This window comes from Pseudomonas sp. SID14000, from assembly GCF_002165135.1.
Lineage (GTDB): Bacteria > Pseudomonadota > Gammaproteobacteria > Pseudomonadales > Pseudomonadaceae > Aquipseudomonas.
Genome location: NZ_NFZQ01000015.1, coordinates 47773 through 74484, shown reverse-complemented (window position 1 = coordinate 74484; position 26712 = coordinate 47773). Strand labels below are relative to the sequence as shown.

The following is a 26712-nucleotide window of genomic DNA, read 5'->3' as shown; positions in this document are numbered from 1 at the left end:
AAAGCGGCGTTGGCTTCTTCGCGGGTAAACCCGCTCCCACAGAGGAGCTGCGCAAACCCCGAGAGCTATGGACATTCCTGTGGGAGCGGGTTTACCCGCGAAGAAGCCAACACTGATTGCGAATTTGTATACAGTTATAGAAAACGCACCAAATAATTTCAAAAAAACGACATTTCGCCCTGTTCCAGTGCGTTTGCTTCTTGGTACATTCCTGAAAAAAACCAATAAGTCCAATCCTCTTGGTGAGATGTCTACCATGATCGAATCTGTCGACAGTTTCCTCGCGCGCCTGCAGCAACGTGACCCGGGCCAACCTGAGTTCCACCAGGCGGTGGAAGAAGTGCTGCGCAGCCTGTGGCCGTTCCTCGAGGCCAACCCGCATTACCTGCAGGCCGGCATTCTGGAGCGCATGGTCGAGCCCGAGCGCGCCGTACTGTTCCGCGTGTCCTGGGTTGATGACCAGGGCAAGGTGCAGGTCAACCGCGGCTACCGCATCCAGATGAGCAGCGCCATCGGTCCGTACAAGGGCGGACTGCGCTTCCACCCGTCGGTCAACCTGGGGGTACTCAAGTTCCTGGCCTTCGAGCAGGTTTTCAAGAACTCCCTCACCTCGCTGCCCATGGGCGGCGGTAAAGGTGGCTCGGACTTCGACCCCAAAGGCAAGAGCGACGCCGAAGTCATGCGCTTCTGCCAGGCGTTCATGAGCGAGTTGTACCGCCACATTGGCGCTGACCTGGACGTCCCTGCAGGCGACATCGGCGTGGGTGCCCGCGAAATCGGCTTCATGTTCGGCCAGTACAAGCGCCTGGCCAACCAGTTCACTTCGGTGCTGACCGGCAAGGGCATGACCTACGGCGGCAGCCTGATCCGCCCGGAAGCCACCGGCTACGGCTGCGTGTACTTCGCCGAAGAAATGCTCAAGCGCCAGGACAAGCGTATCGATGGCTGCCGCGTGGCGATTTCCGGTTCGGGTAACGTGGCCCAGTATGCCGCGCGCAAAGTCATGGACCTGGGCGGCAAGGTTATTTCGTTGTCCGACTCTGAAGGCACCCTGTACGCTGAAGCTGGCCTGACCGATGCCCAGTGGGATGCGGTCATGGAGTTGAAGAACGTCAAGCGTGGCCGCATCAGCGAGCTGGCCGCGCAGTTCGGCCTGGAGTTCCGCAAGGGCCAGACCCCATGGAGCCTGCCGTGCGACATCGCCCTGCCATGTGCCACGCAGAACGAACTGGACGCCGAAGATGCCCGCACTTTGCTGCGTAATGGCTGCATCTGCGTGGCCGAAGGCGCCAACATGCCGACCACCCTGGAGGCGGTGGACATCTTCCTGGAAGCCGGCATCCTGTACGCCCCGGGTAAGGCCTCCAACGCTGGCGGCGTAGCCGTGTCGGGGCTGGAGATGTCGCAGAACGCCATGCGCCTGCTGTGGACTGCCGGTGAGGTGGACAGCAAGCTGCACAACATCATGCAGTCGATTCACCATGCTTGCGTGCACTACGGTGAAGAGGCGGATGGCAGCATCAACTACGTCAAAGGTGCGAACATTGCGGGCTTCGTGAAAGTGGCCGATGCGATGCTGGCGCAGGGCGTGGTCTGATTCGAGATCGCTGGGGCCGCTTTGCGGCCCTTTCGCGACACAAGGCCGCTCCCACAGGGAATTGCGTATTCCTGTGGGAGCGGCCTTGCGTCGCGATGGGCTGCAAAGCAGCCCCAGGGCCCTCAATCTTCACCCATAACCTCAATCACTTCGATCACCTGATCCCCCGCCGGTCTACGCCACAGCACTTCATCCCCAGGCTCCGCCCCGAGCAAGGCCCGCCCTAACGGCGACCCCCAGTTGATCAGCCCGCGCCCGGCATCGGCTTCATCCTCACCCACCAGCCGCACCACATGTTCCTGCTCCTGCGCATCGACAAACCGCACCCGGCTGCCAATCTGCACCTTGCTCCGCGACGTCGCTGCCGGCACCACCTGGGCGCTCTGCACCCGCGCATTGAAGTAGCGCAGGTCCCGTTCGGTATCCGCCAGCCGCTGCTTGTCGCCACGCTCGCCCAGTGCCTGCAGTTCGCTGCGCAGGGTATTCAGCTCGGCCACGCGCTCCTGCAGCTGGCGCAGGCCACTGGCGGTGACATAATTGGGTTGTTCGCTGACCCGTCGCTCAACCGGCTGGTCAGCCTGGGCGGCGGCCTGGTCTTCGTTGACGAATGCTCGGCTCATGCGTGGCCTCCTTGTGCAGGAGACCATCATCGCAGGTCGCCGGTTTCAAGGGATGTCCGTTTGCGACTCAGTTGTGGCGATAGGCGCGGGCGGCGTCGCGGTCCTTTTCCTGCTCCCAGTCGCGCTCGCGCTGGTCCCAGAAGCGCTCGTGGTACTGGCGCTGTTCTTCGCTGTTCTGCATGGCGTGGCACTGGCGAAAGCCGTCGTCCCAGCCGTTTTCGTACTGGCGCTCGTGCAGGTAGCGCGGCACGTTCTTGCGAAAGCCGCCAACCATCAGCCCAGCCGCCTGGCGGCCGCTGCTGCAGCCGTCCTGGAAACCATCGGCATAGGCGGGGGGATACCCCTGGTTGACCATCTGCTCGTGGGTGGTTTCGCAACCTGACAGCAACAACGCCATGCACACCCCAAACCAGTACCGCGACATAACCACAACGCCCTCCGGTTGATACTGGAAAGTCTAGGTGGCGATTTGTCGGGGAGCCGTCAAAACAGTGTCAAAGAGTCGGTTGGTTCACACAGGTCAGCCTTGATGCGGTCATTTGTGGGAGCGGCCTTGCGTCGCGAAAGGGCTGCAAAGCGGCCCCGGCAATTCTGCATGAGTGCAACAATCCGGGGGCGCTTCGCACCCCTTTCGCGACGCAAGGCCGCTCCCACAAAGTCCGCTTCAGTAGTGATACCACTTCAACTCCAGCATCACCTCGTTCTGCGCTGTAGCCAGGTGGCTGAACTCCCGCGAAGCACTCAACCGTATCCCCAGGTTCTGGCTGATCTCCCACTGCTGGTTCAGGCTCACACTGCGCCGCACCTCGCCATTGGTGAAATAATCGCCTTTGGCCTCCAGCGTCATGTTGCCCAGCCCGTTGCGCCACAGCAGCCCGCCATTGAAGCCCGCCGCCGGGGCGATGAACTGGGCAAAATCATTGTGGTGCTCGACCCGAACCGTGCCCAGGGCAAAGCCCAGCAACCCGTCGGCCAGTTGCCAAGTGCCGCCGGCTCCGCCGTTCACATGGCTCACCAGCACCTCGTCGTCATGCTTGCCTGGCACCCGCTCCAGCCCGCCGGCCACCTGCCACGACCAGGGCTTGAGCAGCTCGTTGCGCGGCGTCAGCGAGCGGATGGTGGCCAGGTCCAGGCGCTGCACCTGCCAGTCGTTGCCTTCGTACTGGCGCAGCTTCAGTTGCAGGATCTCGATCTGCGCCCCCAGCGGGAAGCCATAGGCGTTGTCATTCAGGTCGTGATAGGCCATGCGCAGGCCGTACTCTGCGTAGGCTCGGTCTTCGCGGGTGCCCACGCCCAGCTGCCAGGTGCGTGAGTCGTGACCGTCTTCGGGCAGGCCTGGGCGCTCGATCTGCAGGGGCGGTGGTGGGTTGCTGTTGATCGCCCGCAGCAGTTCGAAGCTGCGTTTTGCCTGCCCTGGGTCGCGCGCCTGGCCATTGGCGCGGTAACGCTCCAGGCGGTACGCGGCATCCTGCACCAGCGCCTGGCGCTCGCGGGGGAGGGCCTTGAATTCTGGGCTCTGCAGTTGTGCGGTGTCGGCGCTTACAGCCAGCACCTGGCGCTTTTCGCCGTGATCGAGCGGCTCGGCCCGGGCCAGCAGTTCACGTTCGCGAGAGGGGCGGTACGTCTCGCTGGCAACCATGCCGGACTGCTTCACGGCCTTCACCGTGTCGGTCGGGATGGCGGTGAGCGGGAACTGCGAGGTCAGGTTCAGGCTCGGGCGGGCCACCTGCAGCAGCTCCAGCAGGCGGTACGAGCAGTTTTCATCGAAGAAGAAGTAGTCGAACTGGATCTGCTTCAGCTCCCACACATGCTCGACCATGCGCCCGGTTTCTTCCGGGGTCAGGTCCAGCTGGTACTCCCACAGGTCGCGGTTTTCCAGGCTGCGGTATTCGGACAGTTTTTCCTGGTAGGGCATCAGCGCGAACAGGCCCGGATAGCCACCCATCAGGCCCTTCCAGGCGTACAGGATGCTGTTGTCGTTGCCTTCGATATAGGCACCAAAGTTGATCGCGTAGCTCAGCAGCGTGGTGTCGTCGCTGCGGGTGTTGGACTGGTCGATGCGCAGCAAGGTGTGGCCGAACATCGATGACGGGCTGTTCAGGTAGGCCGCCGGGAAGATCAGCGCCGCGCTGTGCGGGTCGATCGATTGGTACCAGGTGGTGAATTCCTGGCAGTCCGGTTGCGGTAAATCTTGCAGGTCGAGCTGTTCGCGCAGCCAGCGGGTGCGCGCCGGGAACACGCACTGGGCGTGCCTGTCGCCGAGGTTGGCCGGGGCGTATAGCGCTTCGACCGTGGCTTGCAGTTCGTGGTCGGGGTGGTGCGCGCCGTCTTCTGCGAGGAAGAACGCATCATCGTCCACATAGCTGCGCCAGCCACCGAGCTTGGCGGTTTCGTAATGGCCCAGGGCAATCCAGTAAGGGGTGTTGGCCAGTTGCTGGACACGGCCTTGGTCCAGCACGGGCGCGGCATGAACAGGGGCGCAGGCACACAGCGCCAGGGAAACGAAGCGTTTGAGCATGTCGGGCAACTACTTCTCAACGATGCCGAAAAAAGGCGAAACCCGCCCCAGGTCGGGGCGGGAGCAGCTGGGCTTAGGCCTCGGTAGCGTACTTGGCCAGGCGTGGGTCGTTCTTCAGGACGGCCAGGGTGTTGCTGTGGACGGTTTCGGCAGTGACGTCGGCGCTGCTGAAGATCTGATTGAAGTGCTGGTGGGTGACCGATGCGAAGTAGCCACGGTCTTCCGGGGCTACGCCGAGGACCACGGCATAGGTGGTCAGTGCTTCGCCCTGGCCCATGGCCATGTCTTCGGACAGCTCGTTCATCATGCCGTTCATGGCGAACCAGGACTTGCCACCGTAGGTCAGCGAAGCCTTGGTCGAGCAGCCGTTGGTGCCGGAGGTCATGCCGAAGGTGGCGTTACCGGAGGTGCCATTGGTGGTGGAAGCCAGGAAGTGTGCCGGAGTGCCGCGCTGGCCTTCGAACAGCATGTTGCCCCAGCCGCAGTTCGGGCCGCCTGGCGCTTCGGCCATGGCACTGACTGAGACCACGGTGAACAGAGTACCCAGAAGAATCCGTTTCATAGCATTTGTTCTCTATTTGTCTTAACCAAGGGTCAGGGTTTCTGGCAACTCGGTTGCCAGGTCGGGGAAGCATTTCACCCACCCGCGCAGCTTGGAGTTTAGGCACGATCTAATGGTTGCGTTGCTGATTGCGAAAAATTTGCTGTTACATGACCCGCCCAGGCTGCGACATAAAGTCCCGTGGAGCCTTGCAACGCGCGCGCGGGCAGCGCCAGAATGCTGCGTATCTGCCCCGCCGAAGTAAGGAAACCCAATGCCCGATCCTGTCGCTGCGCGCCTGCGTCTCGCGCCTGAAGCCCTGACCCGGCGTTTCTCCCCCGAGCAGTTTGCCTTTACCCATACCGACGATCTGGAGCCGTTTCGCGGAGTCCTGGGCCAGGAGCGCGCTGTCGAGGCCCTGCAGTTCGGCGTGGCCATGCCGCGCCCCGGTTACAACGTGTACGTGATGGGCGAGCCCGGCACCGGCCGTTTCTCGTTCGTCAAGCGCTACCTCAAGGCCGAGGGTAAGCGCCAGCAGACCCCGGCCGACTGGGTCTACGTCAATCACTTCGATGACACTCGCGAACCTCGCGCACTGGAATTGCCGTCCGGCAGCGCCGGGGCCTTCATCGCCGACATGAACGGGCTGATCGACAACCTGTTGTCGACCTTCCCGGCGGTGTTCGAGCACCCGTCCTACCAACAGAAGAAGGGCGCCATCGACCGCGCCTTCAACCAGCGTTACGACCGCGCCCTGGATGTGATCGAGCGCGCCTCGCTGGAAAAGGACGTGGCCCTGTACCGCGACGCCAGCAACGTCGCTTTCACCCCGATGGCTGACGGCAAGGCGCTGGATGAAGCCGAGTTCGCCCAGTTGCCGGAAGAGGTGCGTGAGCAGTTTCACGAGGATATCGCCCTGCTCGAGGAGCGCCTGAACGAAGAGCTGGCCAGCCTGCCGCAGTGGAAACGCGAGTCGAACAACCAGCTGCGCCAACTCAACGAAGAAACCATCACCCTGGCCCTGCAGCCATTGCTGGCGCCGCTGTCGGAAAAATACGCCGAGAACGCTGCGGTCTGCGCCTACCTGCAGTCGGTACAGCTGAACCTGCTGCGTACCGTGGTCGAGCAACTGGTCGATGACAGCAAAACCGACGCGGCCGCGCGCAAGCTGCTGGAAGAGCAGTATGCCCCCAGCCTGGTGGTCGGCCACCATGCCGACGGCGGTGCGCCGGTGGTGTTCGAGCCGCACCCGACCTACGACAACCTGTTTGGCCGTATCGAATACAGCACCGACCAGGGGGCGCTGTACACCTCGTACCGCCAGTTGCGTCCGGGCGCGCTGCATCGGGCCAACGGCGGCTTCCTGATTCTGGAAGCCGAGAAGATGCTGGGCGAGCCGTTCGTCTGGGATGCGCTCAAGCGTGCGCTGCAGTCGCGCAAGTTGAAGATGGAGTCGCCACTGGGCGAGCTGGGCCGGGTTGCTACCGTCAGCCTGACGCCGCAGATGATCCCGCTGAACATCAAGCTGGTCATCATCGGTTCGCGCCAGCTGTACTACGCGCTGCAGGACCACGACCCGGACTTCCAGGAGATGTTCCGGGTGCTGGTGGATTTCGACGAAGACATGCCCATGGTCGACGAGAACCTGGAGCAGTTCGCCCAGCTGTTGCGCACCCGTACCAACGAAGAGGGCATGGCGCCACTGACCAGTGACGCGGTAGCGCGCCTGGCCACCTACAGTGCTCGTCTGGCAGAAAACCAGTCGCGCCTGTCGGCGCGTATCGGCGACCTGTTCCAGCTGGTCAGCGAAGCCGATTTCATCCGCCAGCTGGCCAGTGACGAAATGACCGACGCCGGGCACATCGAGCGCGCGCTCAGGGCCAAGGCCACCCGCACCGGGCGTGTTTCGCAGCGGGTGCTGGACGACATGCTCGCCGGCATCATCCTGATCGACACTGAAGGCGCGGCCATCGGCAAGTGCAACGGCCTGACCGTGCTGGAAGTGGGGGATTCGGCGTTCGGCATGCCGGCGCGTATCTCCGCTACCGTGTACCCTGGCGGCAGCGGTATCGTCGACATCGAGCGAGAGGTCAACCTCGGCCAGCCGATCCACTCCAAGGGTGTGATGATCCTCACCGGCTACCTGGGCAGCCGCTATGCCCAGGAGTTCCCGCTGGCGATCTCGGCGAGCATCGCTCTGGAGCAATCCTACGGCTATGTGGACGGTGACAGCGCCTCGCTGGGCGAAGCCTGCACGCTGATCTCGGCCTTGTCGCGCACGCCGCTCAAGCAGTGCTTCGCCATTACCGGTTCGATCAACCAGTTTGGTGAAGTACAGGCGGTGGGCGGGGTCAACGAGAAGATCGAGGGCTTTTTCCGCCTGTGCGAGGCGCGTGGCCTGACCGGCGAGCAGGGGGTGATCATCCCGCGTGCCAACGTCGCCACGCTGATGCTCGACGAGCGCGTGCTGCAGGCTGTGGAAAACGGCATGTTCCACGTGTACGCGGTCAGCCAGGCCGACGAGGCGTTGAGCCTGCTGGTGGGTGAGGAGGCCGGGATACTGGATGACAAGGGCCAGTTCACCGAAGGCAGCGTCAACGCCCGGGTGGTGGAGCGCCTGCGTGAGATTGCCGAGATGATCGGCGAGGAAGAAATCGAGAAGGCGGAGAAGGAGCGTCTGGAAGAGGTGATTGCCCAGGCCAAGCCGGCCTGAGTCAAGAATCCGGCGCTAGCGGCGATGTGCTACCGTTCAGCGCCGGTTTTCCATCTTTCTGGACTGTTCTTCTATGCTGGAACTTAGGACGGTATCAGCGTTCAGGATGGAAACAGCCTGAGGTTCAGGCTGAACAAGGCTCATTGGAGGGGGCGCGGCCATGCGCAATCTCAGCCTCACACGCCAGTGCCTGGGCCTGGTGACCCGCATCGAATGCAGCATCCGCCCGCTGGCCGGGGACAACGGCATGTGGACACTGCTGTTCGCCGCCGGCATGGCCGGTGAGCAACCGTCCGCGATCAAGGCCCAAGGACCGTTCCATGGGCCGCTGGTGGCCGAATCGGTGCTCAATGCCATTGTCGACAGCCTGACCTTGCATGGGTATCAGGTGGCCGAGGATCCGCAGATCTGGTGTTTGCATTTGCAGGCACAGTTGCGGCGGATCAATGGTGAGCGGTGTCGGAATCTGGGGGATTACCAGTTTCATCCTGAGACCTGATTGATGCAGGGGGCCGCTTCGCGGCCCATTCGCAGCACAAGGCTGCTCCTACAAGCGAATGGGCTGCATGGCAGCCCCGGGCTTTTGCTGTAACAGGTGGCTGGCTATACTCGCCGTCGCTTTTTTAGTCACCTGATGAGTCCCGACACTCCATGGAACGTATCCTCGAAAACGCGATGTATGCCTCGCGCTGGCTGCTCGCCCCTATCTACTTTGGCCTGTCCCTCGGCCTGCTGGCCCTGGCGCTGAAATTCTTCCAGGAAGTGGTCCACGTCCTGCCCAACGTCTTTGCCCTTAGCGAAGCCGATCTGATCCTGGTGATCCTGTCGCTGATCGACATGTCGCTGGTGGGTGGCCTGCTGGTGATGGTGATGATCTCCGGCTACGAGAACTTCGTCTCCCAACTGGACATCGACGAGAGCAAGGAAAAGCTCAACTGGCTGGGCAAGATGGACTCTTCGTCGCTGAAGATGAAGGTTGCTGCGTCGATTGTAGCCATTTCGTCCATCCACCTGCTGCGGGTGTTCATGGACGCGCAGAACATCTCCACCGATTACCTGATGTGGTATGTGATCATCCACATGACCTTCGTGGTCTCGGCATTCTGCATGGGCTACCTGGACAAGCTGACCAAGCACTGAGCCTTTCAGGCCTCTTCGCAATCCCTGTGGGAGCGGGCAAGCCCGCGAAGAGGCCGGCACAGACCAACTGACGAGCGGCGTCAGTCATGCCTTGTGCATTCGCCCTTTCTGTACAAAAAATGAGCTCTCATGCGTGGTTCCCATCGCGAGGTGCTCTCATGAACCTGCATCAGCTCAATACCGAAGCCAGGGCTGGCCATGTCGACGAACTGAACCTGATCGCCATCGAAGGCGGTGACTACCTGCTCGAGGCCCGGATCAAAGGCCACCCCCACCCCCTGTCAGACACCCGTGGTGAACGCTTGCGCGTGCATTCGGTGGAGGATGCGCGCAAGTTGCTGCAAACCATCCCCATGGTTTCGATGAACCTGGTGCATTGGTCGGTGCAGGACGAAATGTGCGGCATGGGCACGCACCCGGAAGAAGACTTGAAGGTGCCGATTTCCCAGCGCTCGGCCTGGTAGCTGCTCGCAGCGCCCCAGTGTGCTAGGCTGCTCGCCCTTTTCATCAAGGGCGCGGCTTCACTGCGCCCTGCAGTGGAGCACGACAATGTCCGAACTCAACCTGTCCACCGACGAAACTCGCGTCAGCTACGGCATCGGCCGTCAGTTGGGCGGCCAACTGCGCGACAACCCGCCACCAGGCGTCAGCCTGGAAGCCATCCTGGCTGGTCTGACCGATGCCTTCAACGGCGCCGACAGCCGCGTCAGCGAAGCCGACCTGTCGGCCAGCTTCAAGGTCATCCGCGACGTGATGCAAGCCGAAGCGGCTGCCAAGGCTGAAGCCGCTGCTGCTGCTGGCAAGGCATTCCTGGCCGAGAACGCCAAGCGTGACGGCATCACCACCCTGGCCTCGGGCCTGCAGTTCGAAGTGTTGACTGCTGGCGAAGGCGCCAAGCCGACCCGCGAAGACAGCGTGCGCACGCACTACCACGGCACCCTGATCGACGGCACTGTGTTCGACAGCTCCTACGACCGTGGTCAGCCGGCTGAATTCCCGGTGGGTGGTGTGATCGCTGGCTGGACCGAAGCCCTGCAGCTGATGAACGCTGGCAGCAAATGGCGCCTGTACGTGCCGAGCGAGCTGGCCTACGGCGCCCAAGGCGTTGGCAGCATCCCGCCGCACAGCGTGCTGGTGTTCGACGTCGAGCTGCTCGACGTTCTGTAATACCGCTGGGGCCGCTTTGCGGCCCATTCGCGACACAAGGCCGCTCCTACAGGGGAACGCATACACCTGTAGGAGCGGCCTTGTGTCGCGATCGAGGGCGAAGCCCTCGCCAGGTCCGTCAGTTCCAGTCTGTTCCCCCGGGGCGCAACGCCCGCGCATAGCAGAACAGAAACAGATTCCGCACCAGTTCCTTGAGCACCCCCGGCTCACTCGAATTCAGCCCGCTCATGTCCAGGTCGCCCTGGTCACGCAGCTCGTCGAGCGCTTCTTCTTCAAGCACCGCGCACACTTCGCCGGTTTCCCGATGAAGAATGCGCAGGTAGGGGTGAGGGCGGTCCAGCCAGGCGTCGATCAGATAAGTCATGGCTATTCTCCTTGGATAGCAGTTCCGATGAGAATAATTCTTATTATCTTGATGGCAAGCGCCAATTGGCGGTTTTTGGAAAATCAGACCTTGCGGACGAACTCGGACTTCAGCTTCATGGCGCCGATGCCGTCGATCTTGCAGTCGATGTCGTGGTCGCCGTCGCACAGGCGGATGTTCTTGACCTTGGTGCCGACCTTGACCACCAGGGAAGAGCCCTTGACCTTGAGGTCCTTGATCACGGTGACGGTGTCGCCGTCCTGCAGGATGTTGCCGACCGAGTCCTTCTTCACCACCTCGTCGCTGGCTGCTTCGGCGTCGCCGCTGGCCGACCACTCGTGGGCGCATTCAGGGCAGATCAGCTGAGTGCCATCCTCATAGGTGTATTCGGAGTTGCATTTTGGGCAGGGTGGCAGAGTGCTCACTTCGGTTCCTCAAACAGACAGGCGGTTGAAAGCCCACATTGTAAAAGGTATTTCTGCGGAAGTGATTATGTCCGGACAAAAGCATTCGCGGGCTTGCCCGCTCCCACAGGATCTGCGCTACCTTCGAGGCTTGCGCGGTCCCTGTGGGAGCGGGCAAGCCCGCGAAGAATACGACTCGGTCTATCAGTGAGTACGCGCGACAGCAAACTCGCTCAGCTCGACCAGCGCATCACGGTATTCGCTGGCCGGCAGCACTTCCAGGCACTGGATGGCACGCTTCACATAGTCACGCGCCAGCTCCGCCGTGTACTTCAGCGCACCCGATTCCTCGACTGCCACGCGAATCTGCTCCAGGTCTTCCAGGCCACCCTTCTGGATCGCCTGGCGCACCAGTGCAGCCTGTTCGGCGGTGCCTTCGCGCATGGTGTAGATCAGCGGCAGGGTAGGCTTGCCTTCGGCCAGGTCGTCACCGACGTTCTTGCCCAGGGTCTGGGAGTCGCCCTTGTAGTCCAGCAGGTCGTCGACCAGCTGGAACGCCACGCCCAGGTGGTCACCGAAGGTGCGCAGGGCCTCGCGCTGTTCGTCGGTGGCTTCGGCCAGCGCAGCGGCGCTGTGGGTCGAAGCTTCGAACAGCATCGCGGTCTTGCCGCGGATGACCTCCATGTAGATTTCCTCGGTGGTGCTGGCGTCGCGCACCCGCGACAGTTGCAGCACTTCACCCTCGGCAATCACGCGGGTGGCCTTGGACAAAATCTGCATGACCGGCATCGAACCCAGTTCGACCATCATCTCGAACGAGCGCGAATAGAGGAAGTCGCCCACCAGCACGCTCGGCGCGTTGCCCCACAGGGCATTGGCGGTTGAGCGGCCACGGCGCATGCCGGACATGTCGACCACGTCGTCGTGCAGCAGGGTGGCGGTGTGCAGGAATTCGATGGTGGCAGCCAGCAGGCGCAGGTCGTCGCCTTCGCGGCCCAGGGCCTTGCCACATAGCAGCACCAGCAGGGGACGCAGGCGCTTGCCACCGGCGGACGTGATATAGTCGCCGATCTTCGATACCAGCGGCACGCGCGAGGTCAGCTGCTTCTTGATGATCTCGTCGACGGCGCTGAAATCATCAGCCACCGCGCGGTAGAAGGATTGGGGTTGCATCGGCTGCTCCAGTGAGGTTGCGCGGCATGCTAGGTCGCGGGTACCGGTGTGTCAAGGCGCGGTGCCAGCTGCCCGGGGGCGGTACTTGCAAGCAAAACCGGGGTTGCGTACAATCGCGCACCCTAACTTCCTGGGCAGCACCTGCCTTACGCAATTGCGCCGGGCCTTTCCAGCCCTGTGCAGCCATGCCAGCCAATACTCATCATATAAAGCGCTGGGTGAGCAGGATTATCGGAGAAATACCATGTCTTACGCAGTAATCGTTACCGGCGGCAAGCAGTACAAAGTCGCTGAAGGTGAATTCCTCAAGATCGAAAAACTGGAAGTCGCCACTGGCGAATCCGTGACTTTCGATCGCGTTCTGCTGGTCGCCAACGGTGAAGAAGTCACCATCGGTGCTCCAGTTGTTGCTGGCGCTAAAGTAGTGGCCGAAGTCGTTTCGCAAGGCCGCCACGACAAGGTTCGCATCATCAAGTTCCGTCGTCGTAAGCACCACATGAAGCGCATGGGCCACCGCCAGTGGTTCACCGAGATCAAAATCACCGGCATCCAGGCTTAATCCCCTAGATCCCCTGAATTTATTTGGAGAATTGAACCATGGCTCACAAGAAGGCTGGTGGTAGTACTCGTAACGGTCGCGACTCAGAATCGAAACGCCTTGGCGTGAAGATGTATGGTGGCCAGGTTATCAAGCCAGGCAACATCATCGTCCGCCAGCGCGGCACCGAATTCCACGCTGGTTACGGTGTTGGCATGGGCAAGGATCACACCCTGTTCGCCAAGATCGAAGGCGTGATCAAGTTCGAGAAAAAAGGCGAGTTCAACCGCCGTTACGTGAGCATCGTCGCAGCTTAATCGCGACGTCGCTCCAGAAGCCCCGTCATGCGACGGGGCTTTTTCGTTTGTGGTGAGCCTCTTGCAAAGCTGTTTGTATGGGCTGCCGGCGTGGGTTTCTACGGTCGTACGGGGCCGCCGCGCTCATTTTTGCAAGAGCCTCAGGTTTATCAGTATTCAGCTCGTCGGAAGGCGAGAGGCGGTTTTGAATGAAGTTTGTTGACGAAGTATCCATTCGGGTCAAGGCCGGTGACGGTGGCAACGGTTGCATGAGCTTCCGTCGCGAGAAGTTCATCGAAAACGGTGGCCCCAACGGTGGTGATGGGGGCGACGGCGGTTCGGTGTACATGGTTGCCGACGAAAACCTCAACACCCTGGTCGACTATCGCTATACCCGTCACCACGAGGCCCAGCGCGGCGCCAACGGTGGCAGCACCGACTGCACCGGCAAGAAGGGCGACGACCTGTTCCTGCGCGTGCCGGTTGGCACCACCGTGATCGACGCTTCCACCCAGGAAGTGATCGGTGACCTGGTCACCCCTGGCCAGAAGCTGATGGTCGCCCAGGGCGGCTGGCACGGCCTGGGTAACACCCGTTTCAAGTCCAGTACCAACCGTGCGCCACGTCAGACCACCCCTGGCAAGCCGGGTGAGCAGCGTGACCTGAAGATGGAAATGAAAGTGCTGGCCGACGTCGGCCTGCTGGGCCTGCCGAACGCTGGCAAGAGCACCTTCATCCGCTCGGTTTCGGCCGCCAAGCCGAAAGTGGCCGACTACCCATTCACCACTTTGGTGCCGAACCTGGGCGTGGTCAGCGTCGACCGCTGGAAGAGCTTCGTCATCGCCGACATCCCCGGCCTGATCGAAGGCGCTTCCGAAGGTGCCGGCCTGGGTATCCGCTTCCTCAAGCACCTGGCGCGTACCCGCGTGCTGCTGCATCTGGTCGACATGGCGCCGCTGGACGGAAGCAACCCGGCCGATGCCGCCGAAGTCATCATCAACGAGCTGACCCGCTTCAGCCCGTCGCTGGCCGAGCGTGAGCGCTGGCTGGTGCTGAACAAGGCCGACATGGTCATGGACGACGAGCGTGACGAGCGGGTCAAGGAAGTGGTCGAGCGCCTGCAGTGGGAGGGCCCGGTCTACGTGATTTCGGCCATCTCCAAGCAGGGCACCGAAAAGCTCAGCCACGACCTGATGCGCTACCTCGAAGACCGCGCCGACCGCCTGGCCAACGACCCGGCCTATGCCGAAGAGCTGGCCGACCTCGACCAGCGCATCGAAGACGAAGCCCGTGCCCAGCTGCAGGCCCTGGACGACGCCCGTACCTTGCGCCGTACCGGCGTCAAGAGCGTGCACGACATCGGCGATGATGACGATTGGGACGATGATTTCGAGGACGACGAAGACGGCCCGGAAATCATTTACGTGCGCGACTGACCGGTTGCAGTACACTAAACGCCGCTCTTTGGAGCGGCGTTTTTGTATCCACGGTATCTACAGATTCGACATAGGTTGGAAGAAGATGCGAAGCAAGGTGACGGGCGCCAAGCGCTGGGTCGTGAAGATTGGCAGTGCTCTGCTGACCGCCGATGGCAAGGGCCTCGACCGCGGTGCCATGGCCGTTTGGGTCGAGCAGATGGTCGCGCTGCGTGAGGCAGGCGTGGAGTTGGTACTGGTCTCCTCCGGAGCCGTGGCTGCCGGCATGAGCCAGCTGGGCTGGACCTCGCGACCGAGTGCGATGAACGAGTTGCAGGCCGCTGCCTCGATCGGCCAGATGCGTCTGGTGCAGGCCTGGGAGTCGAGCTTCGGCGAGCACGGCAAGCACACCGCGCAGATCCTGCTTACACATGACGACCTGTCCGACCGCAAGCGTTACCTGAACGCCCGTAGCACCCTGCGCACACTGGTAGACCTGGGCGTGGTGCCGGTGATCAACGAAAACGATACCGTGGTCACTGACGAGATCCGCTTCGGTGACAACGACACCCTGGCGGCGTTGGTGGCCAACCTGGTCGAGGCTGACCTGCTGGTGATCCTCACCGACCGCGATGGCATGTTCGACGCCGACCCACGCAACAATCCGGAAGCTCAGCTGATCTACGAGGCCCGCGCCGACGACCCGGCACTGGATGCCGTGGCCGGCGGTACCGGTGGCGCTCTGGGCCGTGGCGGCATGCAGACCAAGCTGCGTGCCGCACGCCTCGCGGCCCGTTCCGGTGCTCACACCATCATCATCGGTGGCCGCATCGAGCGCGTGCTGGATCGTCTCAAGGCCGGTGAACGCCTGGGTACCTTGCTGTCGCCCGAGCGCGGCATGCTTGCCGCGCGCAAGCAGTGGCTGGCCGGCCACCTGCAGACCCGTGGCACCCTGGTGCTGGATGCCGGTGCCGTGCAGGCGCTGCGCCAGGCCAACAAGAGCCTGCTGCCGGTTGGCGTGAAGACCGTGCAGGGCAGTTTCCGTCGTGGCGAGATGGTGGTGTGCGTCGGCCCGGACGGCCATGAGGTGGCGCGCGGCCTGGCCAACTACAGCGCCCTGGAGGCGCAGAAGATCATTGGCCAGCCATCCGATGCTATCGAAAGTCTGCTGGGCTACAGCGCAGAGCCGGAGTTGGTGCACCGCGACAACCTGGTGCTGGTATGAGCCTGTTGAAGCGGGTAATCGGCGTGGCAGCATTGGTGCTGCCAATGCTGGCCGGGGCCGAGGAAATCGGCCAGGTGTCCACCGTGTTCAAGTTCCTCGGGCCGAATGACCGTATTGTGGTCGAGGCGTTCGACGACCCCAAGGTCGAGGGCGTGACCTGCTACCTGTCGCGGGCCAAGACCGGCGGCGTGAAGGGTGGGCTGGGGCTGGCGGAGGACCGGGCGGAGGCATCGATTGCCTGTCGTCAGGTTGGGCCGATCAGTTTCAAGGGTGAGCTGAAGGATGGCGAGGAAGTGTTCAAGGAACGTACCTCGCTGGTGTTCAAGACCATGCAGGTGGTGCGCTTCCTGGACAAGAAGCGCAATACGCTGGTGTACCTGGTGTACAGCGACCGCATGATCGAAGGCAGCCCGCAGAATGCGGTGACCGCGATTCCGATTCTGCCTTGGGCTCATTGATAGCCTGACAGATTGCCGGGAGGCCTTTGGCCTCCATTCGCAGCACAAGGCTGCTCCTACATTGATCGGCGTACGCAGGCCTTTGTAGGAGCAGCCTTGTGCTGCGAATGGGCCACAACGCGGCCCCAGCTACATCAGGCCAACTCTTCGGCCTGATGATCCTCACGCACAACCGCCTTCACCTCATCCCGACGGCTGATGAACTTCCAGTCCGCCTCGTCGATGTAGATGCCATTCGGCCCGCTGCCACCTTCCAGGTCGATCGCCACCCGCGCCGACACCTGCGGCTTCACGCTCGCCAGAATCGGTACGAAGCCCAGCTGCAGGCTGGTCTCCAGCAGCGCAGCCTGGTTGCGTTCGTCGATGTCCGCTGCTTCGTCCAGGTAGTACGGCAGGCGGATGCGCCCGGCCAGGTCGCGGTCCATCAGGTGCAGCAACAGGTACATGTTGGTCAGCGCCTTGATGGTCATGGTGGTGCCGTTGGATGCCGCGCCGTCGATGTCGGCGTGGATCACCGGCTGGCCGTTGACCTTGGTGATCTCGAACGCCAGCTCGAACAGGTCCTTCAGGCCCAGCTGGTTGTGGTTGGCAGCCACCAGCCGTGCCAGGTATTCCTTGGCCTCTTCGTTCTTGTTGTCCTGCTCGGCGCTCTGGGTCAGGTCGAACACCGACAGGGTTTCGCCTTCTTCGTACTGACCGGCGCTGTGGATGATCTGGTCGATGTGCTTGAGCGCTTCCTTGTTCGGCGCCAGCACCACGCGGAAGCTCTCCAGGTTGGATACCTGGCGCCTGTTGATCTCGCGGTTGAACAGGGCCAACTGGTGCTCGAGGCTGTCGTAGTCGCTGCGGATGTTGCGCAAGGTCCGGGCGATGTCGGTGACCGCGGCGCGGCGGGCCTTGGCCAAGGTCAGGGCTTCGTCGGTGCGGTGCGCATAGGCGTTCACCAGCAGCTGCAGGCGGCGTTCCATGTCGTCTTCGCTGTCGAACTTGGCCACACCTTTCAGGCGCACCTGGGCGTACAGCGCTTCGATCTGGTTGTCCACCCGCTGCAGGCTCTGCCAGCTGTCCTGGTAATCGTTGAGCAGCGGCAGCAGGTTGTCCATCGAGTCGTCGATGGCTTCCATGTATGGCGTGCCATAGGGCAGGTCGGCCGGCAGCAACTGGCGACGGCGCAGGGCGTCTTCAAGAGTGCGCTGCTTGGCCTCGAGGTCGCCGATTTGCCGGCCGACCAGTTGCAGCTTGGCCGACAGTTGCTGGACGCGCTCAGTGAAGGCGTCGCTGGAGCGCTTGAGTTCGTCCTGGGCGGCTTCCAGTTGCGACAGCTGTTCCAGCTTCTCGGGTTCTTCGGCGGCGAGGGTTTCGCTGCGGCGGAAGTCTTCCAGTGCTTTCTGCGCGTCCAGCACTTCCTGGTACAGGGCTTCGGTCTGCGCCTTGGAGGCGGAGCGGTCGGCGGCCACGGCTTGCTGGGTCTTGAGCTGTTTCAGCTCTTTTTCCAGGCGCTCTTTCTGGTCGCGCAGGGCGGCACGGTCGGCCAGGGCCTGCAGTGCAGGTGGGTCGATGTGCGACAGGTCGATGGACAGGCCTGGGGCTTCGAAGCGTTCGCCTTTGAAGCCGTCGAGCACCGCTTCCAGCGATTTTACCCACAGGTCGCTGTCGTCCAGTTCGATACCGCGGTCACCCAGCGGAAGGCTGAACAGGGCGCCGTTGAACAGGCGCATCAGGCGGTCGACATCCTGCTGCGAGAACTCTTCGCGCAGGCGGGCGTAGCTGTTGTTGTCGGCGTGGTCGAGCTGCTGCTTGACCTGCTTCAGGCGCTTTTCCAGGTCGCGGACGCGTTCGTCCAGGTCTTCGGCGCTGAACTGCCGCGACTGGGCCAGGGCGCCGGCCAGTTCATCGTGGGCGTCCTTGGCAGCCAGCAGTTGCTGCTCCAGCACCTTGACGTCATCGACCAGGGCGAAGCGGTGCTTGAGCACCGACAGCTCGCCCAGCCAGCGCTGGATACCGGTGATTTCACGCTCCAGGCGCATCAGTTCCTGGGTGCCGCCGCGCTGGTCGTTCTGCAGGCGGTCCTGCTCGCCACGGTAGTGCTCGGCCTGGATTACCAGCTCTTCCTTGCGCGCCATGGCGTATTCCTGCCAGGTGCCCAGCAGGGTGTCGAGCACTGGCGAAATGCGGTGCAGCTTGCCGCGTAGAATGTCGCGCTGGGCCACACCGCCGGCCAGGGCCTCGACCAGCGGGCCGGCGGCGACCAGGGCGTTGTAGTCCTGTTCCATGCGGCGCACGTCGCGGAAGGCTTCTTCGCAGGCGGCAATATAGTCGACGCTGCCCGAGCGCAGGCTGTGCTCGAAGGCATCGAGGAACAGCTGCTTGAGCTTGGCGGCTGTAATTTCGCGCATGTGCAGCAGGTTGATGAACAGTGCGCGGAAGGTTTTCAGGCTTTGCTCGCTGGTCGAGCGCAGCGGGATCATGGTCAGGTCCAGCGGCACCGAGGTGTGGCCGCCGACCAGCAGGCGGCGCAGTTCGTCCGGCTTCAGCTCGTAGGCCTTTATCCCCAGGCGCTCGAGGTTGGTGAACAGCTCTTTCTGGCGCAGGCAGGTGTCGTTCTTCTGGTAGTGGTCCAGGTCCAGCTCGCCCTTGTAGGCGAAGAACTGGTGGCCGAAACCGCCGCCGGGGCCACGGCCGACCACGCCGATCACGTGCGGGCCGTGGGGCAGGGCCAGTTCGCAGAGAATGTACGAAGTGTCGCTGGCGAAGTAGAAACGACGCGACTGCTCGAGGCTGTACTTGCCGAAACTCATGTCCGACATGCGCGCCAGGATCGGGAACTGCAGGGCGTTGATCGACGCCGATTTACCCAGGTTGTTGGCACCGTAGACCGACAGCGGCTGTTCCAGCGGGAACAGGCCAAGGCTGTAGCCGGCGGTGTTGAGCAGTGCGAAGCGGCGGATGCCGTAGCGTTCCTGGCTCATGCGTCAATCTCCTGTTGCTCTTCGCGGATTGCCCGGGCCAGGGCTTCCTCTTCGCTTTCCTCGCCCTCGAAGGGGCTGAGGTCGAGCGGGTCGTCGGTGCGGTTGAGTTCTTCGGGGCTTTCTTCCTCGACCAGCACCGGGGTCGGCAGCGGCAGGTCGCTGTGCAGGGTGGCCGCCAAGTCGCGGTCCTGTTGCACGGCCAGGCACACATCGAGGAAGCGGTGCATCGGCGGCAGGAAGCGGTAGATGCCGCCTTCCTCGAAGGCGAAGCCGAGCTGGGTCATGCGGCGCAGGATTTTTTCTTCCAGCTCGTCCACGGTCTGCACTTCGGCCTGCAGGAACAGGTCGCGGTACTTGTCCAGCAGCGAGGGCAGTTCGTCACGGCCGATGCTGCCGCCATCGAGCACGGCCATCGGGTCGCGGCCCTGGTCGGCCAAGTGCTCGACCAGGATGAAGGTGAACAGCGACAGGCGCTGCGCGGTCTTGTTGACCTGTGCGGCGGTCATGTCCGGCACGAAGTAGTAGAAGCCACGGGTGTCGCACACCAGTTCGAAGCCCAAGGCCTTGAACAGGGTGCGGTACTGGTCCTGGAAGTTCGACAGCTGGGCGTACAGCTCGGGGTCGCGACGGCTGACGTGGAAGCCTTTGAACAGCTCGCGGAAGATCGGCGCGAGCTGGGACAGTTCGGAAAGATCAAGATGCATGGGCTGGGCTCGCGTTGGATTCGGTAGGCGCGCTGGCGGCGTCTTCGCGGCTGGAGGTCAGGGCGAACGAGCGCAGGCTGACCAGGTGTTCCTGGGTGATGTACTCGCGGCGGTCGAGGCGTTCGCGCTTGAAGCGCTTTTCCCGCGACAGGCGCGAGAACCAGTACAGCAACTCGTCGGTGGCGCCTTCGGGTTCCTGCTCCAGCAGCCAGACCATCAGGTCGGGCAGCGGCAGGGCCTGTTCACAGCGCTCGGCCATTTCCTTGACCGTGCGCGGTGCGCGCGGCAGGGCGCCGGACTGGGTCTTGTGCGCCTTGGGGAAACGCGCCGGCTTGGGCTCGAAGCGGGCCAGGGCGTAGACGTAGGCCTCGACCTGGCTGGCGCTGCCGAGGAAGGTGCTTTGCGGGCGGGTGAACATCGGCATGGCCGCTTGCGGTACGGCGTCGATGCCCTTGCGCCGGATCACCGACAGGGCCAGTGCGGCGCCACGGGTCACGGCGTTGTGCCGGCGGGCCTCTTCACGCAGCGGCAGTAGCAGTTCCCGGGCGTGGCGCAGGGTCAGCTGGGCGCTGGTCTGCATTTCCAGGATGCGCGCGTGGGTGCGTAGCAGCATGTCGTCGTCGACCAGGTGGCCCAGGCGCGCCTGTTCACCCAGCAGCTTCAGCAATACGGTCTCGACCTTGCGTACGCCCTGTTCGAAGGCGCCGTCGGCGTTGACCAGCTGGATCATGGGCTCGACGTACTCGTCCCAGGTCGCCAGCACTTCGGCATACCGCTGGCGCAGTGGGATCTGGCGGTTGCTGGTCTTGGCCCGCTCGGCCACGGCCACCAGTGCCTGCTCGTCGTTGTCGAGCTTTTTCAGTACATCGCGCACGCGCATGTCGAGCAGGCGCAGCTGGCGCGCCAGGTCGTCGCTGTCGCGATTGTCGAAGGCGTCCTGGATATGCCCGGCCAGGCGTTCCAGGTGGCGCAGGTAGGCTTCGATCTCCAGGCACAGGCCCAGCCGGTGTTCACGGCGCAGGTAGGCGAGGAAGTCGTGGATCTGCGCGTTGAGCTCGAAACGGTTCGGGCTCTTGGCCACCGGGACCAGGATATCCAGACGGATCCACACGTCGAGCAACTGGGTGATGTCCTGCGGGGTGCTCTCGACCTGCTGGCGAGCCACATGCTGGCGCAACTCGACCAGGCTCAGGGTGCCCTGGTCGAAACGCTCGCACAGCGGCTCGATCAGGGCCCAGTGTTCGGCTAGGGCGCGCAGGACGCGCTTGGGTTCGATCATTGGCTTCGACTCGTTGCCAAGAAAAAGGGGGCGATTGTACTGCATCCGAGGGGGAGGTTTTCACCCCTTGGTCTGTAATGGTGGAGTACGTCTTGGTTTTTGTGGCGCCGGTGAGATCGAGCGCCGCCCGCGCGGCGCTTCGCGGGGCGAGCCCGCTCCCACATTTGTTGCAACGTGGCCATGCCTGTGAAAGAGGTGTTGTCAGCCTTGGTGCACGGCTTGAGGCAAGTGGGGCGGCAGCAGCGCCAGCCCTGAAGTCCAGCCGGCCCATCAAGGCTGGCAACCATGGCCTGTCAGGTTCGGCACGTTGCAACAAATGTGGGAGCGGGCTTGCCCTGCGAAGCGCCGCGCGGGCGGCGCTCGGTCTGATAGGCGCTGCAAAAACCAAGGCGTACACGTTAGAATGGCCAATTGTCTCCACCCCTCGGAAACCCGCTCCTTGCTCACCGAACCCCGTCGCCGCGCCTACCTTTCCGCCATGCAAGTGGTGCACTGGCTGCCGCGCGCCGAACTGCCGTTCGCTGCACCGTCGCGGCCCGAGCTGCTGCTGCCGGTGGCGCCGGTCGAGGCCCTCGATTTCGAAGTAAAGCCGGCACCGGCAGCCAACGAGACGCCCGCCACCCCGCAGGCCCGCTCCGGCGAGCGGCCGAAAATCGAGATTCCGCGCCCGGGCAGTGCGCCCAAGCCGGCCGCCAAGCCCGTCGAGGCCGAGGAGCAGGCCGCGCCACCGCGCACGGCCCCGGTGCCACCCCCGCGCTTTTCGCTGCAGTTGCTGCGCGCCGGCAGTTGCCTGCTGCTGGTGGAACTGGCCACCGGCCAGCCGTTCCAGAGCCGCGACCCGTCCTACCTGCTGCTCAAGGACATGCTGCGCGCCGCCGGCCTGCCTGACGCTCCGCAGATCATCGGCGAGCCGGTGCGCTGGCCGCTGCTGGTGCGCGGCAACATGGACCAGGGCCCGGAAGCCGCGCGCGATTTCGTCCAGGGCTTTGTCCAGGCGCGCCTGGAAGACGCCCCGTGCACCTGCCTGTGGCTGATTGGCCTGCCGGCGCTGCGCTTTGCCGCCAATGCCGACGGCGAAGCCTATTACCAAACCCTGAAGATCGAGGGCCTGGGCGAAGCCTGGGCCTTGCCGGGCCTTGAACTGTTGATGGACGAGCCGCAGCGCAAGGCGGACGTCTGGAAAGCCATGCGCCAGCTGATGGCGCGCTGGAAGAGCGTTGAATGAGTGACTCGATCAGTTTCCGCCCGATGACCGAGGCGGATCTGGATGCCGTACTTAAGATCGAATATGCCGCGTTCAGTCATCCCTGGACCCGAGGGATTTTTCAGGATGCGCTCAAGTCGTACGAAGTCTGGCTGATGTTCGATGGTCAGCAGCAAGTGGGCCATGGCGTGATCAACGTTATCATCGACGAGGCGCACCTGCTCAACATCACTGTCAAGCCGGAAAACCAGGGCCGCGGCCTGGGCCTGCGTCTGCTCGAGCACCTGATGGCCCGGGCCTACCAGCTCAATGGCCGCGAGTGCTTCCTGGAAGTGCGCGCCAGCAACCAGTCGGCCTATCGCTTGTACGAGCGCTACGGTTTCAACGAAATCGGCCGCCGCCGCGACTATTATCCGGTTGCCGGCGGCCGTGAAGACGCTCTGGTGATGGCCTGTACCCTGCTCGAAGACTGAGCAGGGCGGCCTTCAATCACAGGTCCTGTGGCTGAGCTTCCATTGGCTTGGCCAGATCGCGCAGGCTTCTGGTCACGCTGCCGGTATTGCATTTTGCTGCCGCCTGCTCTGGCGTGTACTTGCGCACGGTGCGGAAGAACAGCTCGCAGGTCTGCTTCTTCTGCGTCACCTGCCACTTGGTCGAGCAGGCATCCAGCGTCAGCTTGGCATCGGCCCGTTGATTGCGCCCCATCCCCGCCTGCCAGCAGGCTGCGGTCAGGTCCTGCCCCATCATTTTCAAGCCGGCGGCATTGGCTGCATCCTCGTCGCCGCCGTGGCTGTCCTTGTTCGCCGCATACCAGATGGCGCTGGGGTGGTTGGCACCCAGTACCGGCACCTTGGCACCTGCCTGCGGGCTGATGCTGACCAGGCCCAGCACATTCACCTGTGGCCCGTACTGTTGCTGGATCCAGCTGCGCACCGGCGCTCCGAAGGCCACCATCGGCAAGGGCCTGGCGGGGTTCTGCAGGGTCATCTCGCTGACCATGCGCACCTGGTAGTCCTTGAAGTAGCTGTAGGTGTCCTTCAGCGCCTCACCCGCGCTGGCCGGTGCGGCGATAGGGGCGATGTCGATGATGGTCTGGTAGGCCGGGGTCTGGCTGGCGTCGACGCCGTTGAAGGTCAGCAGCTCGGCCCAGCGGTCGGTGGTGTTGGAGCGCAGGTAGTCCTGGGCCTGGGTCAGCGAGTAGTCCGGCGGGAAGTGCAGCAGTTCGATGCTGCGGCGGTTCTGCAGGGCCATGCCCAGCGGCAGGAACAGGTACCAGTCGTAGGACCATTTGCCGTCCTCGTTCAGCCGGGTGGCCCCTTGATAGGCCAGTTCGCCGCTGTCGAGCAGCTTGCGCAGGGGCTTGGCATAGCTGGCGGGTACGCCACTGATGGTTGCGTGCAGGCGGTCATTGTCGCGGCTTACATGCACCTGGGCGGCCGCATGCCCGTCGCGGCGTACGCTCTGGGTCAGGTAGTGTTCGACGGTCTGCTCCAGGGTCCAGTCGCGATAACAGATCACTTGGCAGTTGTTGGGGAAGGCGAAGAGGCGGGTCACGCGCTGGGCGTCGCCCAGGTCGATGCGCGCGTCGGCGGCGGCAAGGCCGCTGAAGGCCAGGGCGGCGAGGCTCGATAAGGCAATCTTGTGCATGCTTAACTCCTTGTTGGGCGCTGCCGTGTTCGGCAGTGTTGCACATACTGTGGCAGGGAGAGCAGGGATGAAAAGGGCTGGATGGCTGTCGCTGGCACTGGGCATGCTGGGTGCTGCAGCGCAGGCCGATGAGCGTGATCTCTGGTTGTTCGCGCAATGGGCCGGGGACCACCAGACCCGGCCGTTTCGCGAGATGCTGGTGGATGCCCGCCTGTATGGCGTGGTGCCGATCCATCAGTTGCTGCGTTCGGCTTCGGACTGGCAGCTGTGTCGGGCTTCGCCTTTCGCGGTACCGCCAGCGCGCAACTGGCCGGCCGTGCGTTCCACGCTATCGCTGATCAAGACACTCGACGACCAAGGCATCCTGCGCCAGTTCGAGGTGGTTTCGGCCTACCGCGACCCACGCCTGAACGTCTGCGCCGGCGGCGCAGTCAACAGCGCCCATACCCGGGCCTTCGCCGTCGATATCCTGCTACCTGCCTGGGCGGACCCCAACCCGTTGTGCCATTTCTGGCAGCAGTACGGCCAGGCCTGGAACATGGGCCTGGGGCGCTATCCGTCCGGGCGTATTCATGTGGATACCGCAGGCTATCGCACCTGGGGAGGTGACGGCCGTTCGGGGTCGTCGTTCTGTATCAAGCCCAGATGAGCCAGGCAACTCTGGCATTCGCCCATTACCCACGCGGCAAAGCGCTGGCGCTTGCCGCCGTCCTCCAGCGGCTGCGGGCTGAGCAGGTGGTAGGCCGAGCCATCGCGCAAGAAGCCGAATGGCGCCTGCAGCTGCCCGCTGTCGAGTTCGTCACGCACCATGAGAGCTGAGGCGATGGCCAGGCCCAGGCCGGCGCTGGCGGCTTGTATCGACAGGTAGAAATGCTCGTAGTCGCTGCGCTCGGTATGCCGGGCCAGCTGGCAGCTCAGGCGCAGCCAGGTGGGCCAGGCGCCGGGACGGGTGGTGCTGTGCAGCAGGCGTTGGCCGTCGAGGTGGGTAGGAGCGGTGGGAGGGCACACCGGGCCGATCCATTCGTCGCAGATTTTCTGGTTGTACAGCTGCTTGTCCCAGTGGAAGTCGTCGCGGCGTATTGCCAGGTCGACACCGCTGCGGGCGAAGTCCAGTGGCCCGCCTGCGGCCACCAGGTGCAACTGCAGGTCGGGGTGGGCGGCATGGAAGCGGGGCAGGCGTGGGATCAGCCAGCGCATGGCGATGGTCGGTTCGCATGACAGCACCAGCACATTGTCACGGGCCTGTTGCTGCAAGCGCTGTATGGCGCCTTCGAGCTGCTCGAAGATCGCCTGGGTAGTGCCTTGCAAGGCACGGCCGGCAGGGGTGAGAAAAATGGCCCGGTTGCGGCGCTCGAACAGCTCCACACCAAGGCTTTCTTCAAGCAGGCGCACCTGGCGGCTGACCGCGCCGTGGGTGACGTGCAGGTGCTCGGCGGCGCGCACGAAGCTCTCGGTTTCGGCAGCGATGTCGAAGTAGCGGAAGGCGTTGAGTGGGGGCAGTTTCATGGCATCCCTGGTTGCCTGTGTCGGCCTCTTCGCGGGTAAACCCGCTCCCACAGGTGATGCGCTGCCCTCAGGTTCGGAGCAGTCCCTGTGGGAGCGGGTTTACCCGCGAAGAGGCCGGCACAGGTCTAAATAACTGTGAAAAAAGCTATCAGATTTGCTTCACTATAAATCGATTTTTGCCGGGCTATAAGCTCTCGATAATTGCATGGTCTGTGCATTTCCATCGCCTATCGAGAGCCACCAGCATGACCGAACTCATCGCCGTCGCCCTGTTCACCCTCCTTGCCGTCATCAGCCCCGGTGCCGACTTCGCCATGGTCACCCGCAGCAGTTATGCACAGGGCCGCAAGGCCGGGCTGGCTGCCGCCGTGGGTATTGCCCTGGGGGTGCAGGTGCACGTCCTGTATACGGTGCTGGGCATCGCGGTGATCATCAGCCAGAGCCCAACCCTGTTCCTGGGCATGAAAGTGCTGGGCGCGGGTTATCTGGTTTACCTGGGCTACCAATCCGTGACCAACACCCGGCGCATCAGCCTTGACGGGGGCACTGCATGCGCTGCCAACGTAACGCAGGCCCTGCGTACGGGCTTTCTGACCAATGCCCTCAACCCCAAGACCATGCTGTTCGTCATCAGCGCCTTCACTCAGGTGGTGCAACCTGGCAGCCCGCTGGCAATGAATTTTGCCTACGGCGCTTTCATGTCTGTTGCTCACTGGCTGTGGTTCAGCCTGGTGGCGGTGTTCTTCTCCAGCACGGCATTGCGCAAGGCGATGATCGAGCGGCAGATGCTGGTGGATCGGGTGATCGGTGTGGCGCTGATAGGGCTTGGCCTGGCCGTGGCTGTTACCGGCATGCGTTGAGGCGGGAGAAGGAGGGGCAGGCCTGTGGCATTTTTCGCAGACAAAGAAAAAGGGCTTACCTTGCGGTAAGCCCTTCGTCTTGTTTGGTGGCTACACAGGGACTTGAACCCCGGACCCCAGCATTATGAATGCTATGCTCTAACCAACTGAGCTATGTAGCCGATGGCGCGCATTATTCTCTTGAACGGCCCCCCTGTCAACACTCATTTCAAAAAAAATTTGCACGCTTTCAAAAACTTAGCGGCCAGGCCCGGTTTCTGCGTGGCCCAACGGCATGTCGCTGGCTTTCAGGTGCCCGTTGCGCCAGCTGCTGGCGGCTTTGCGCGCCCGAGAAATAAAAAAGGTAGCTAAGTATCTATTCGTTTCCCGATAAT

27 protein-coding genes and 1 tRNA gene are annotated in these 26712 nt (G+C 63.1%); 15 read left to right on the top strand and 13 right to left on the bottom strand.

What is annotated here, in order from left to right; all coding sequences use genetic code 11:
- The first annotated feature begins 256 nt into the window (after nt 1-256).
- Nucleotides 257-1597 carry an NADP-specific glutamate dehydrogenase gene (gdhA, locus tag CAY82_RS21260; RefSeq protein WP_087502929.1) on the top strand — a complete coding sequence of 447 codons (1341 nt, stop codon included), beginning with the start codon at nt 257-259 and terminating at the stop codon, nt 1595-1597.
- 122 nt (nt 1598-1719) lie between these two features.
- Here the strand turns inward: gdhA and CAY82_RS21255 are convergent, their stop codons facing one another.
- The 4 genes from CAY82_RS21255 to CAY82_RS21240 form a co-directional block, all read right to left on the bottom strand.
- On the bottom strand, nt 1720-2217 hold the full coding sequence (locus tag CAY82_RS21255) for a GreA/GreB family elongation factor (RefSeq protein WP_087502928.1): 498 nt from the start codon (nt 2215-2217) through the stop codon (nt 1720-1722).
- A 67-nt stretch (nt 2218-2284) separates the two neighbouring features.
- Nucleotides 2285-2641 carry a hypothetical protein gene (locus CAY82_RS21250; protein WP_087502927.1) on the bottom strand — a complete coding sequence of 119 codons (357 nt, stop codon included), beginning with the start codon at nt 2639-2641 and terminating at the stop codon, nt 2285-2287.
- Between the two features lie 240 nt (nt 2642-2881).
- Nucleotides 2882-4735 (bottom strand): DUF4105 domain-containing protein, encoded by a 1854-nt coding sequence (locus CAY82_RS21245; protein WP_087502926.1) that lies wholly within the window; start codon nt 4733-4735, stop codon nt 2882-2884.
- A gap of 73 nt (nt 4736-4808) precedes the next feature.
- On the bottom strand, nt 4809-5297 hold the full coding sequence (locus CAY82_RS21240; RefSeq protein WP_087502925.1) for a DUF3015 domain-containing protein: 489 nt from the start codon (nt 5295-5297) through the stop codon (nt 4809-4811).
- Between the two features lie 253 nt (nt 5298-5550).
- On the opposite strand from CAY82_RS21240, the gene CAY82_RS21235 reads away from it, so the two are divergent.
- The 5 genes from CAY82_RS21235 (at nt 5551) to CAY82_RS21215 (ending at nt 10296) form a co-directional block, all read left to right on the top strand.
- Nucleotides 5551-7989, top strand: a complete 2439-nt coding sequence (locus CAY82_RS21235) for a Lon protease family protein (protein ID WP_087502924.1) — start codon at nt 5551-5553, stop codon at nt 7987-7989.
- A gap of 160 nt (nt 7990-8149) precedes the next feature.
- The gene (locus CAY82_RS21230; protein WP_003247487.1) at nt 8150-8488 is read left to right on the top strand and encodes a hypothetical protein; all 339 of its coding nucleotides are present in this window, start codon (nt 8150-8152) and stop codon (nt 8486-8488) included.
- A 152-nt stretch (nt 8489-8640) separates the two neighbouring features.
- On the top strand, nt 8641-9129 hold the full coding sequence (locus CAY82_RS21225; protein ID WP_003247486.1) for a TIGR00645 family protein: 489 nt from the start codon (nt 8641-8643) through the stop codon (nt 9127-9129).
- A gap of 158 nt (nt 9130-9287) precedes the next feature.
- Nucleotides 9288-9593: a DUF6482 family protein gene (locus CAY82_RS21220; protein WP_013970818.1), complete on the top strand. Its 306-nt coding sequence runs from the start codon at nt 9288-9290 to the stop codon at nt 9591-9593.
- 85 nt (nt 9594-9678) lie between these two features.
- Nucleotides 9679-10296 carry an FKBP-type peptidyl-prolyl cis-trans isomerase gene (locus CAY82_RS21215; RefSeq protein WP_087502923.1) on the top strand — a complete coding sequence of 206 codons (618 nt, stop codon included), beginning with the start codon at nt 9679-9681 and terminating at the stop codon, nt 10294-10296.
- Nucleotides 10297-10414: 118 nt separating this feature from the next.
- Here the strand turns inward: CAY82_RS21215 and CAY82_RS21210 are convergent, their stop codons facing one another.
- The 3 genes from CAY82_RS21210 to CAY82_RS21200 all read right to left on the bottom strand — a co-directional run bounded on the left by CAY82_RS21210 (nt 10415) and on the right by CAY82_RS21200 (nt 12237).
- Nucleotides 10415-10660 (bottom strand): hypothetical protein, encoded by a 246-nt coding sequence (locus CAY82_RS21210; protein ID WP_003256316.1) that lies wholly within the window; start codon nt 10658-10660, stop codon nt 10415-10417.
- Between the two features lie 83 nt (nt 10661-10743).
- Nucleotides 10744-11085 (bottom strand): zinc ribbon domain-containing protein YjdM, encoded by a 342-nt coding sequence (locus tag CAY82_RS21205; protein ID WP_009686103.1) that lies wholly within the window; start codon nt 11083-11085, stop codon nt 10744-10746.
- A gap of 183 nt (nt 11086-11268) precedes the next feature.
- Complete coding sequence (locus tag CAY82_RS21200; RefSeq protein ID WP_087502922.1) at nt 11269-12237, bottom strand: polyprenyl synthetase family protein; 969 nt, start codon at nt 12235-12237, stop codon at nt 11269-11271.
- Nucleotides 12238-12481: 244 nt separating this feature from the next.
- On the opposite strand from CAY82_RS21200, the gene rplU reads away from it, so the two are divergent.
- The 5 genes from rplU (at nt 12482) to CAY82_RS21175 (ending at nt 16169) form a co-directional block, all read left to right on the top strand.
- Nucleotides 12482-12796: a 50S ribosomal protein L21 gene (gene rplU, locus CAY82_RS21195; protein WP_003247466.1), complete on the top strand. Its 315-nt coding sequence runs from the start codon at nt 12482-12484 to the stop codon at nt 12794-12796.
- A gap of 38 nt (nt 12797-12834) precedes the next feature.
- Nucleotides 12835-13092 (top strand): 50S ribosomal protein L27, encoded by a 258-nt coding sequence (gene rpmA, locus CAY82_RS21190; protein ID WP_070092741.1) that lies wholly within the window; start codon nt 12835-12837, stop codon nt 13090-13092.
- Nucleotides 13093-13280: 188 nt separating this feature from the next.
- Entirely contained in the window at nt 13281-14507 is a 1227-nt protein-coding gene (cgtA, locus tag CAY82_RS21185; protein WP_087502921.1) for an Obg family GTPase CgtA, read from the top strand.
- 85 nt (nt 14508-14592) lie between these two features.
- Nucleotides 14593-15711: a glutamate 5-kinase gene (gene proB, locus CAY82_RS21180; protein WP_087502920.1), complete on the top strand. Its 1119-nt coding sequence runs from the start codon at nt 14593-14595 to the stop codon at nt 15709-15711.
- A 5-nt stretch (nt 15712-15716) separates the two neighbouring features.
- The gene (locus tag CAY82_RS21175; protein ID WP_161551501.1) at nt 15717-16169 is read left to right on the top strand and encodes a CreA family protein; all 453 of its coding nucleotides are present in this window, start codon (nt 15717-15719) and stop codon (nt 16167-16169) included.
- 134 nt (nt 16170-16303) lie between these two features.
- Here CAY82_RS21175 and mksF read toward each other — a convergent pair whose 3' ends face one another.
- From mksF to mksB, 3 genes are read right to left on the bottom strand one after another with little or no spacing between them, the layout of a single operon-like run.
- Nucleotides 16304-19138 carry an Mks condensin complex protein MksF gene (gene mksF, locus CAY82_RS21170; protein ID WP_087502918.1) on the bottom strand — a complete coding sequence of 945 codons (2835 nt, stop codon included), beginning with the start codon at nt 19136-19138 and terminating at the stop codon, nt 16304-16306.
- Entirely contained in the window at nt 19135-19842 is a 708-nt protein-coding gene (gene mksE, locus CAY82_RS21165; protein WP_013970824.1) for an Mks condensin complex protein MksE, read from the bottom strand. The genes mksF and mksE overlap by 4 nt, the downstream gene beginning before the upstream one ends.
- Nucleotides 19832-21121 (bottom strand): Mks condensin complex protein MksB, encoded by a 1290-nt coding sequence (gene mksB, locus CAY82_RS21160; protein ID WP_024086237.1) that lies wholly within the window; start codon nt 21119-21121, stop codon nt 19832-19834. The genes mksE and mksB overlap by 11 nt, the downstream gene beginning before the upstream one ends.
- Nucleotides 21122-21560: 439 nt before the next feature.
- On the opposite strand from mksB, the gene CAY82_RS21155 reads away from it, so the two are divergent.
- Both CAY82_RS21155 and rimI read left to right on the top strand, forming a co-directional pair.
- The gene (locus CAY82_RS21155) at nt 21561-22346 is read left to right on the top strand and encodes an energy transducer TonB (RefSeq protein ID WP_087502963.1); all 786 of its coding nucleotides are present in this window, start codon (nt 21561-21563) and stop codon (nt 22344-22346) included.
- Nucleotides 22343-22798 carry a ribosomal protein S18-alanine N-acetyltransferase gene (gene rimI, locus CAY82_RS21150; protein ID WP_046616794.1) on the top strand — a complete coding sequence of 152 codons (456 nt, stop codon included), beginning with the start codon at nt 22343-22345 and terminating at the stop codon, nt 22796-22798. The genes CAY82_RS21155 and rimI overlap by 4 nt, the downstream gene beginning before the upstream one ends.
- Before the next feature lie 16 nt (nt 22799-22814).
- Here rimI and CAY82_RS21145 read toward each other — a convergent pair whose 3' ends face one another.
- Entirely contained in the window at nt 22815-23972 is a 1158-nt protein-coding gene (locus CAY82_RS21145) for a hypothetical protein (RefSeq protein WP_087502917.1), read from the bottom strand.
- Between the two features lie 67 nt (nt 23973-24039).
- On the opposite strand from CAY82_RS21145, the gene CAY82_RS21140 reads away from it, so the two are divergent.
- Nucleotides 24040-24621, top strand: coding sequence for a D-Ala-D-Ala carboxypeptidase family metallohydrolase (locus tag CAY82_RS21140; protein WP_170931113.1), 582 nt, complete (start codon nt 24040-24042; stop codon nt 24619-24621).
- Here the strand turns inward: CAY82_RS21140 and CAY82_RS21135 are convergent.
- Nucleotides 24561-25478, bottom strand: a complete 918-nt coding sequence (locus CAY82_RS21135) for a LysR substrate-binding domain-containing protein (RefSeq protein ID WP_087502916.1) — start codon at nt 25476-25478, stop codon at nt 24561-24563. The two genes, CAY82_RS21140 and CAY82_RS21135, sit on opposite strands and share 61 nt — an antisense overlap.
- A 245-nt stretch (nt 25479-25723) precedes the next feature.
- Here CAY82_RS21135 and CAY82_RS21130 point away from each other — a divergent pair, with 245 nt between their 5' ends.
- Entirely contained in the window at nt 25724-26338 is a 615-nt protein-coding gene (locus CAY82_RS21130) for a LysE family translocator (RefSeq protein ID WP_087502915.1), read from the top strand.
- An 84-nt stretch (nt 26339-26422) separates the two neighbouring features.
- Here the strand turns inward: CAY82_RS21130 and CAY82_RS21125 are convergent.
- Nucleotides 26423-26499: transfer RNA gene (locus CAY82_RS21125), tRNA-Met, on the bottom strand.
- Nucleotides 26500-26712 lie beyond the last annotated feature (213 nt).

Bases quoted from the DNA above. Each gene is read 5' to 3' on its own strand.
- gdhA (WP_087502929.1), top strand. From the start codon at position 257: ATGATCGAATCTGTCGACAGTTTCCTCGCGCGCCTGCAGCAACGTGAC.
- CAY82_RS21255 (WP_087502928.1), bottom strand. From the start codon at position 2,217: ATGAGCCGAGCATTCGTCAACGAAGACCAGGCCGCCGCCCAGGCTGAC.
- CAY82_RS21250 (WP_087502927.1), bottom strand. From the start codon at position 2,641: ATGTCGCGGTACTGGTTTGGGGTGTGCATGGCGTTGTTGCTGTCAGGT.
- CAY82_RS21245 (WP_087502926.1), bottom strand. From the start codon at position 4,735: ATGCTCAAACGCTTCGTTTCCCTGGCGCTGTGTGCCTGCGCCCCTGTT.
- CAY82_RS21240 (WP_087502925.1), bottom strand. From the start codon at position 5,297: ATGAAACGGATTCTTCTGGGTACTCTGTTCACCGTGGTCTCAGTCAGT.
- CAY82_RS21235 (WP_087502924.1), top strand. From the start codon at position 5,551: ATGCCCGATCCTGTCGCTGCGCGCCTGCGTCTCGCGCCTGAAGCCCTG.
- CAY82_RS21230 (WP_003247487.1), top strand. From the start codon at position 8,150: ATGCGCAATCTCAGCCTCACACGCCAGTGCCTGGGCCTGGTGACCCGC.
- CAY82_RS21225 (WP_003247486.1), top strand. From the start codon at position 8,641: ATGGAACGTATCCTCGAAAACGCGATGTATGCCTCGCGCTGGCTGCTC.
- CAY82_RS21220 (WP_013970818.1), top strand. From the start codon at position 9,288: ATGAACCTGCATCAGCTCAATACCGAAGCCAGGGCTGGCCATGTCGAC.
- CAY82_RS21215 (WP_087502923.1), top strand. From the start codon at position 9,679: ATGTCCGAACTCAACCTGTCCACCGACGAAACTCGCGTCAGCTACGGC.
- CAY82_RS21210 (WP_003256316.1), bottom strand. From the start codon at position 10,660: ATGACTTATCTGATCGACGCCTGGCTGGACCGCCCTCACCCCTACCTG.
- CAY82_RS21200 (WP_087502922.1), bottom strand. From the start codon at position 12,237: ATGCAACCCCAATCCTTCTACCGCGCGGTGGCTGATGATTTCAGCGCC.
- rplU (WP_003247466.1), top strand. From the start codon at position 12,482: ATGTCTTACGCAGTAATCGTTACCGGCGGCAAGCAGTACAAAGTCGCT.
- rpmA (WP_070092741.1), top strand. From the start codon at position 12,835: ATGGCTCACAAGAAGGCTGGTGGTAGTACTCGTAACGGTCGCGACTCA.
- cgtA (WP_087502921.1), top strand. From the start codon at position 13,281: ATGAAGTTTGTTGACGAAGTATCCATTCGGGTCAAGGCCGGTGACGGT.
- proB (WP_087502920.1), top strand. From the start codon at position 14,593: ATGCGAAGCAAGGTGACGGGCGCCAAGCGCTGGGTCGTGAAGATTGGC.
- mksF (WP_087502918.1), bottom strand. From the start codon at position 19,138: ATGAGCCAGGAACGCTACGGCATCCGCCGCTTCGCACTGCTCAACACC.
- mksE (WP_013970824.1), bottom strand. From the start codon at position 19,842: ATGCATCTTGATCTTTCCGAACTGTCCCAGCTCGCGCCGATCTTCCGC.
- mksB (WP_024086237.1), bottom strand. From the start codon at position 21,121: ATGATCGAACCCAAGCGCGTCCTGCGCGCCCTAGCCGAACACTGGGCC.
- rimI (WP_046616794.1), top strand. From the start codon at position 22,343: ATGAGTGACTCGATCAGTTTCCGCCCGATGACCGAGGCGGATCTGGAT.
- CAY82_RS21145 (WP_087502917.1), bottom strand. From the start codon at position 23,972: ATGCACAAGATTGCCTTATCGAGCCTCGCCGCCCTGGCCTTCAGCGGC.
- CAY82_RS21140 (WP_170931113.1), top strand. From the start codon at position 24,040: ATGAAAAGGGCTGGATGGCTGTCGCTGGCACTGGGCATGCTGGGTGCT.
- CAY82_RS21135 (WP_087502916.1), bottom strand. From the start codon at position 25,478: ATGAAACTGCCCCCACTCAACGCCTTCCGCTACTTCGACATCGCTGCC.
- CAY82_RS21130 (WP_087502915.1), top strand. From the start codon at position 25,724: ATGACCGAACTCATCGCCGTCGCCCTGTTCACCCTCCTTGCCGTCATC.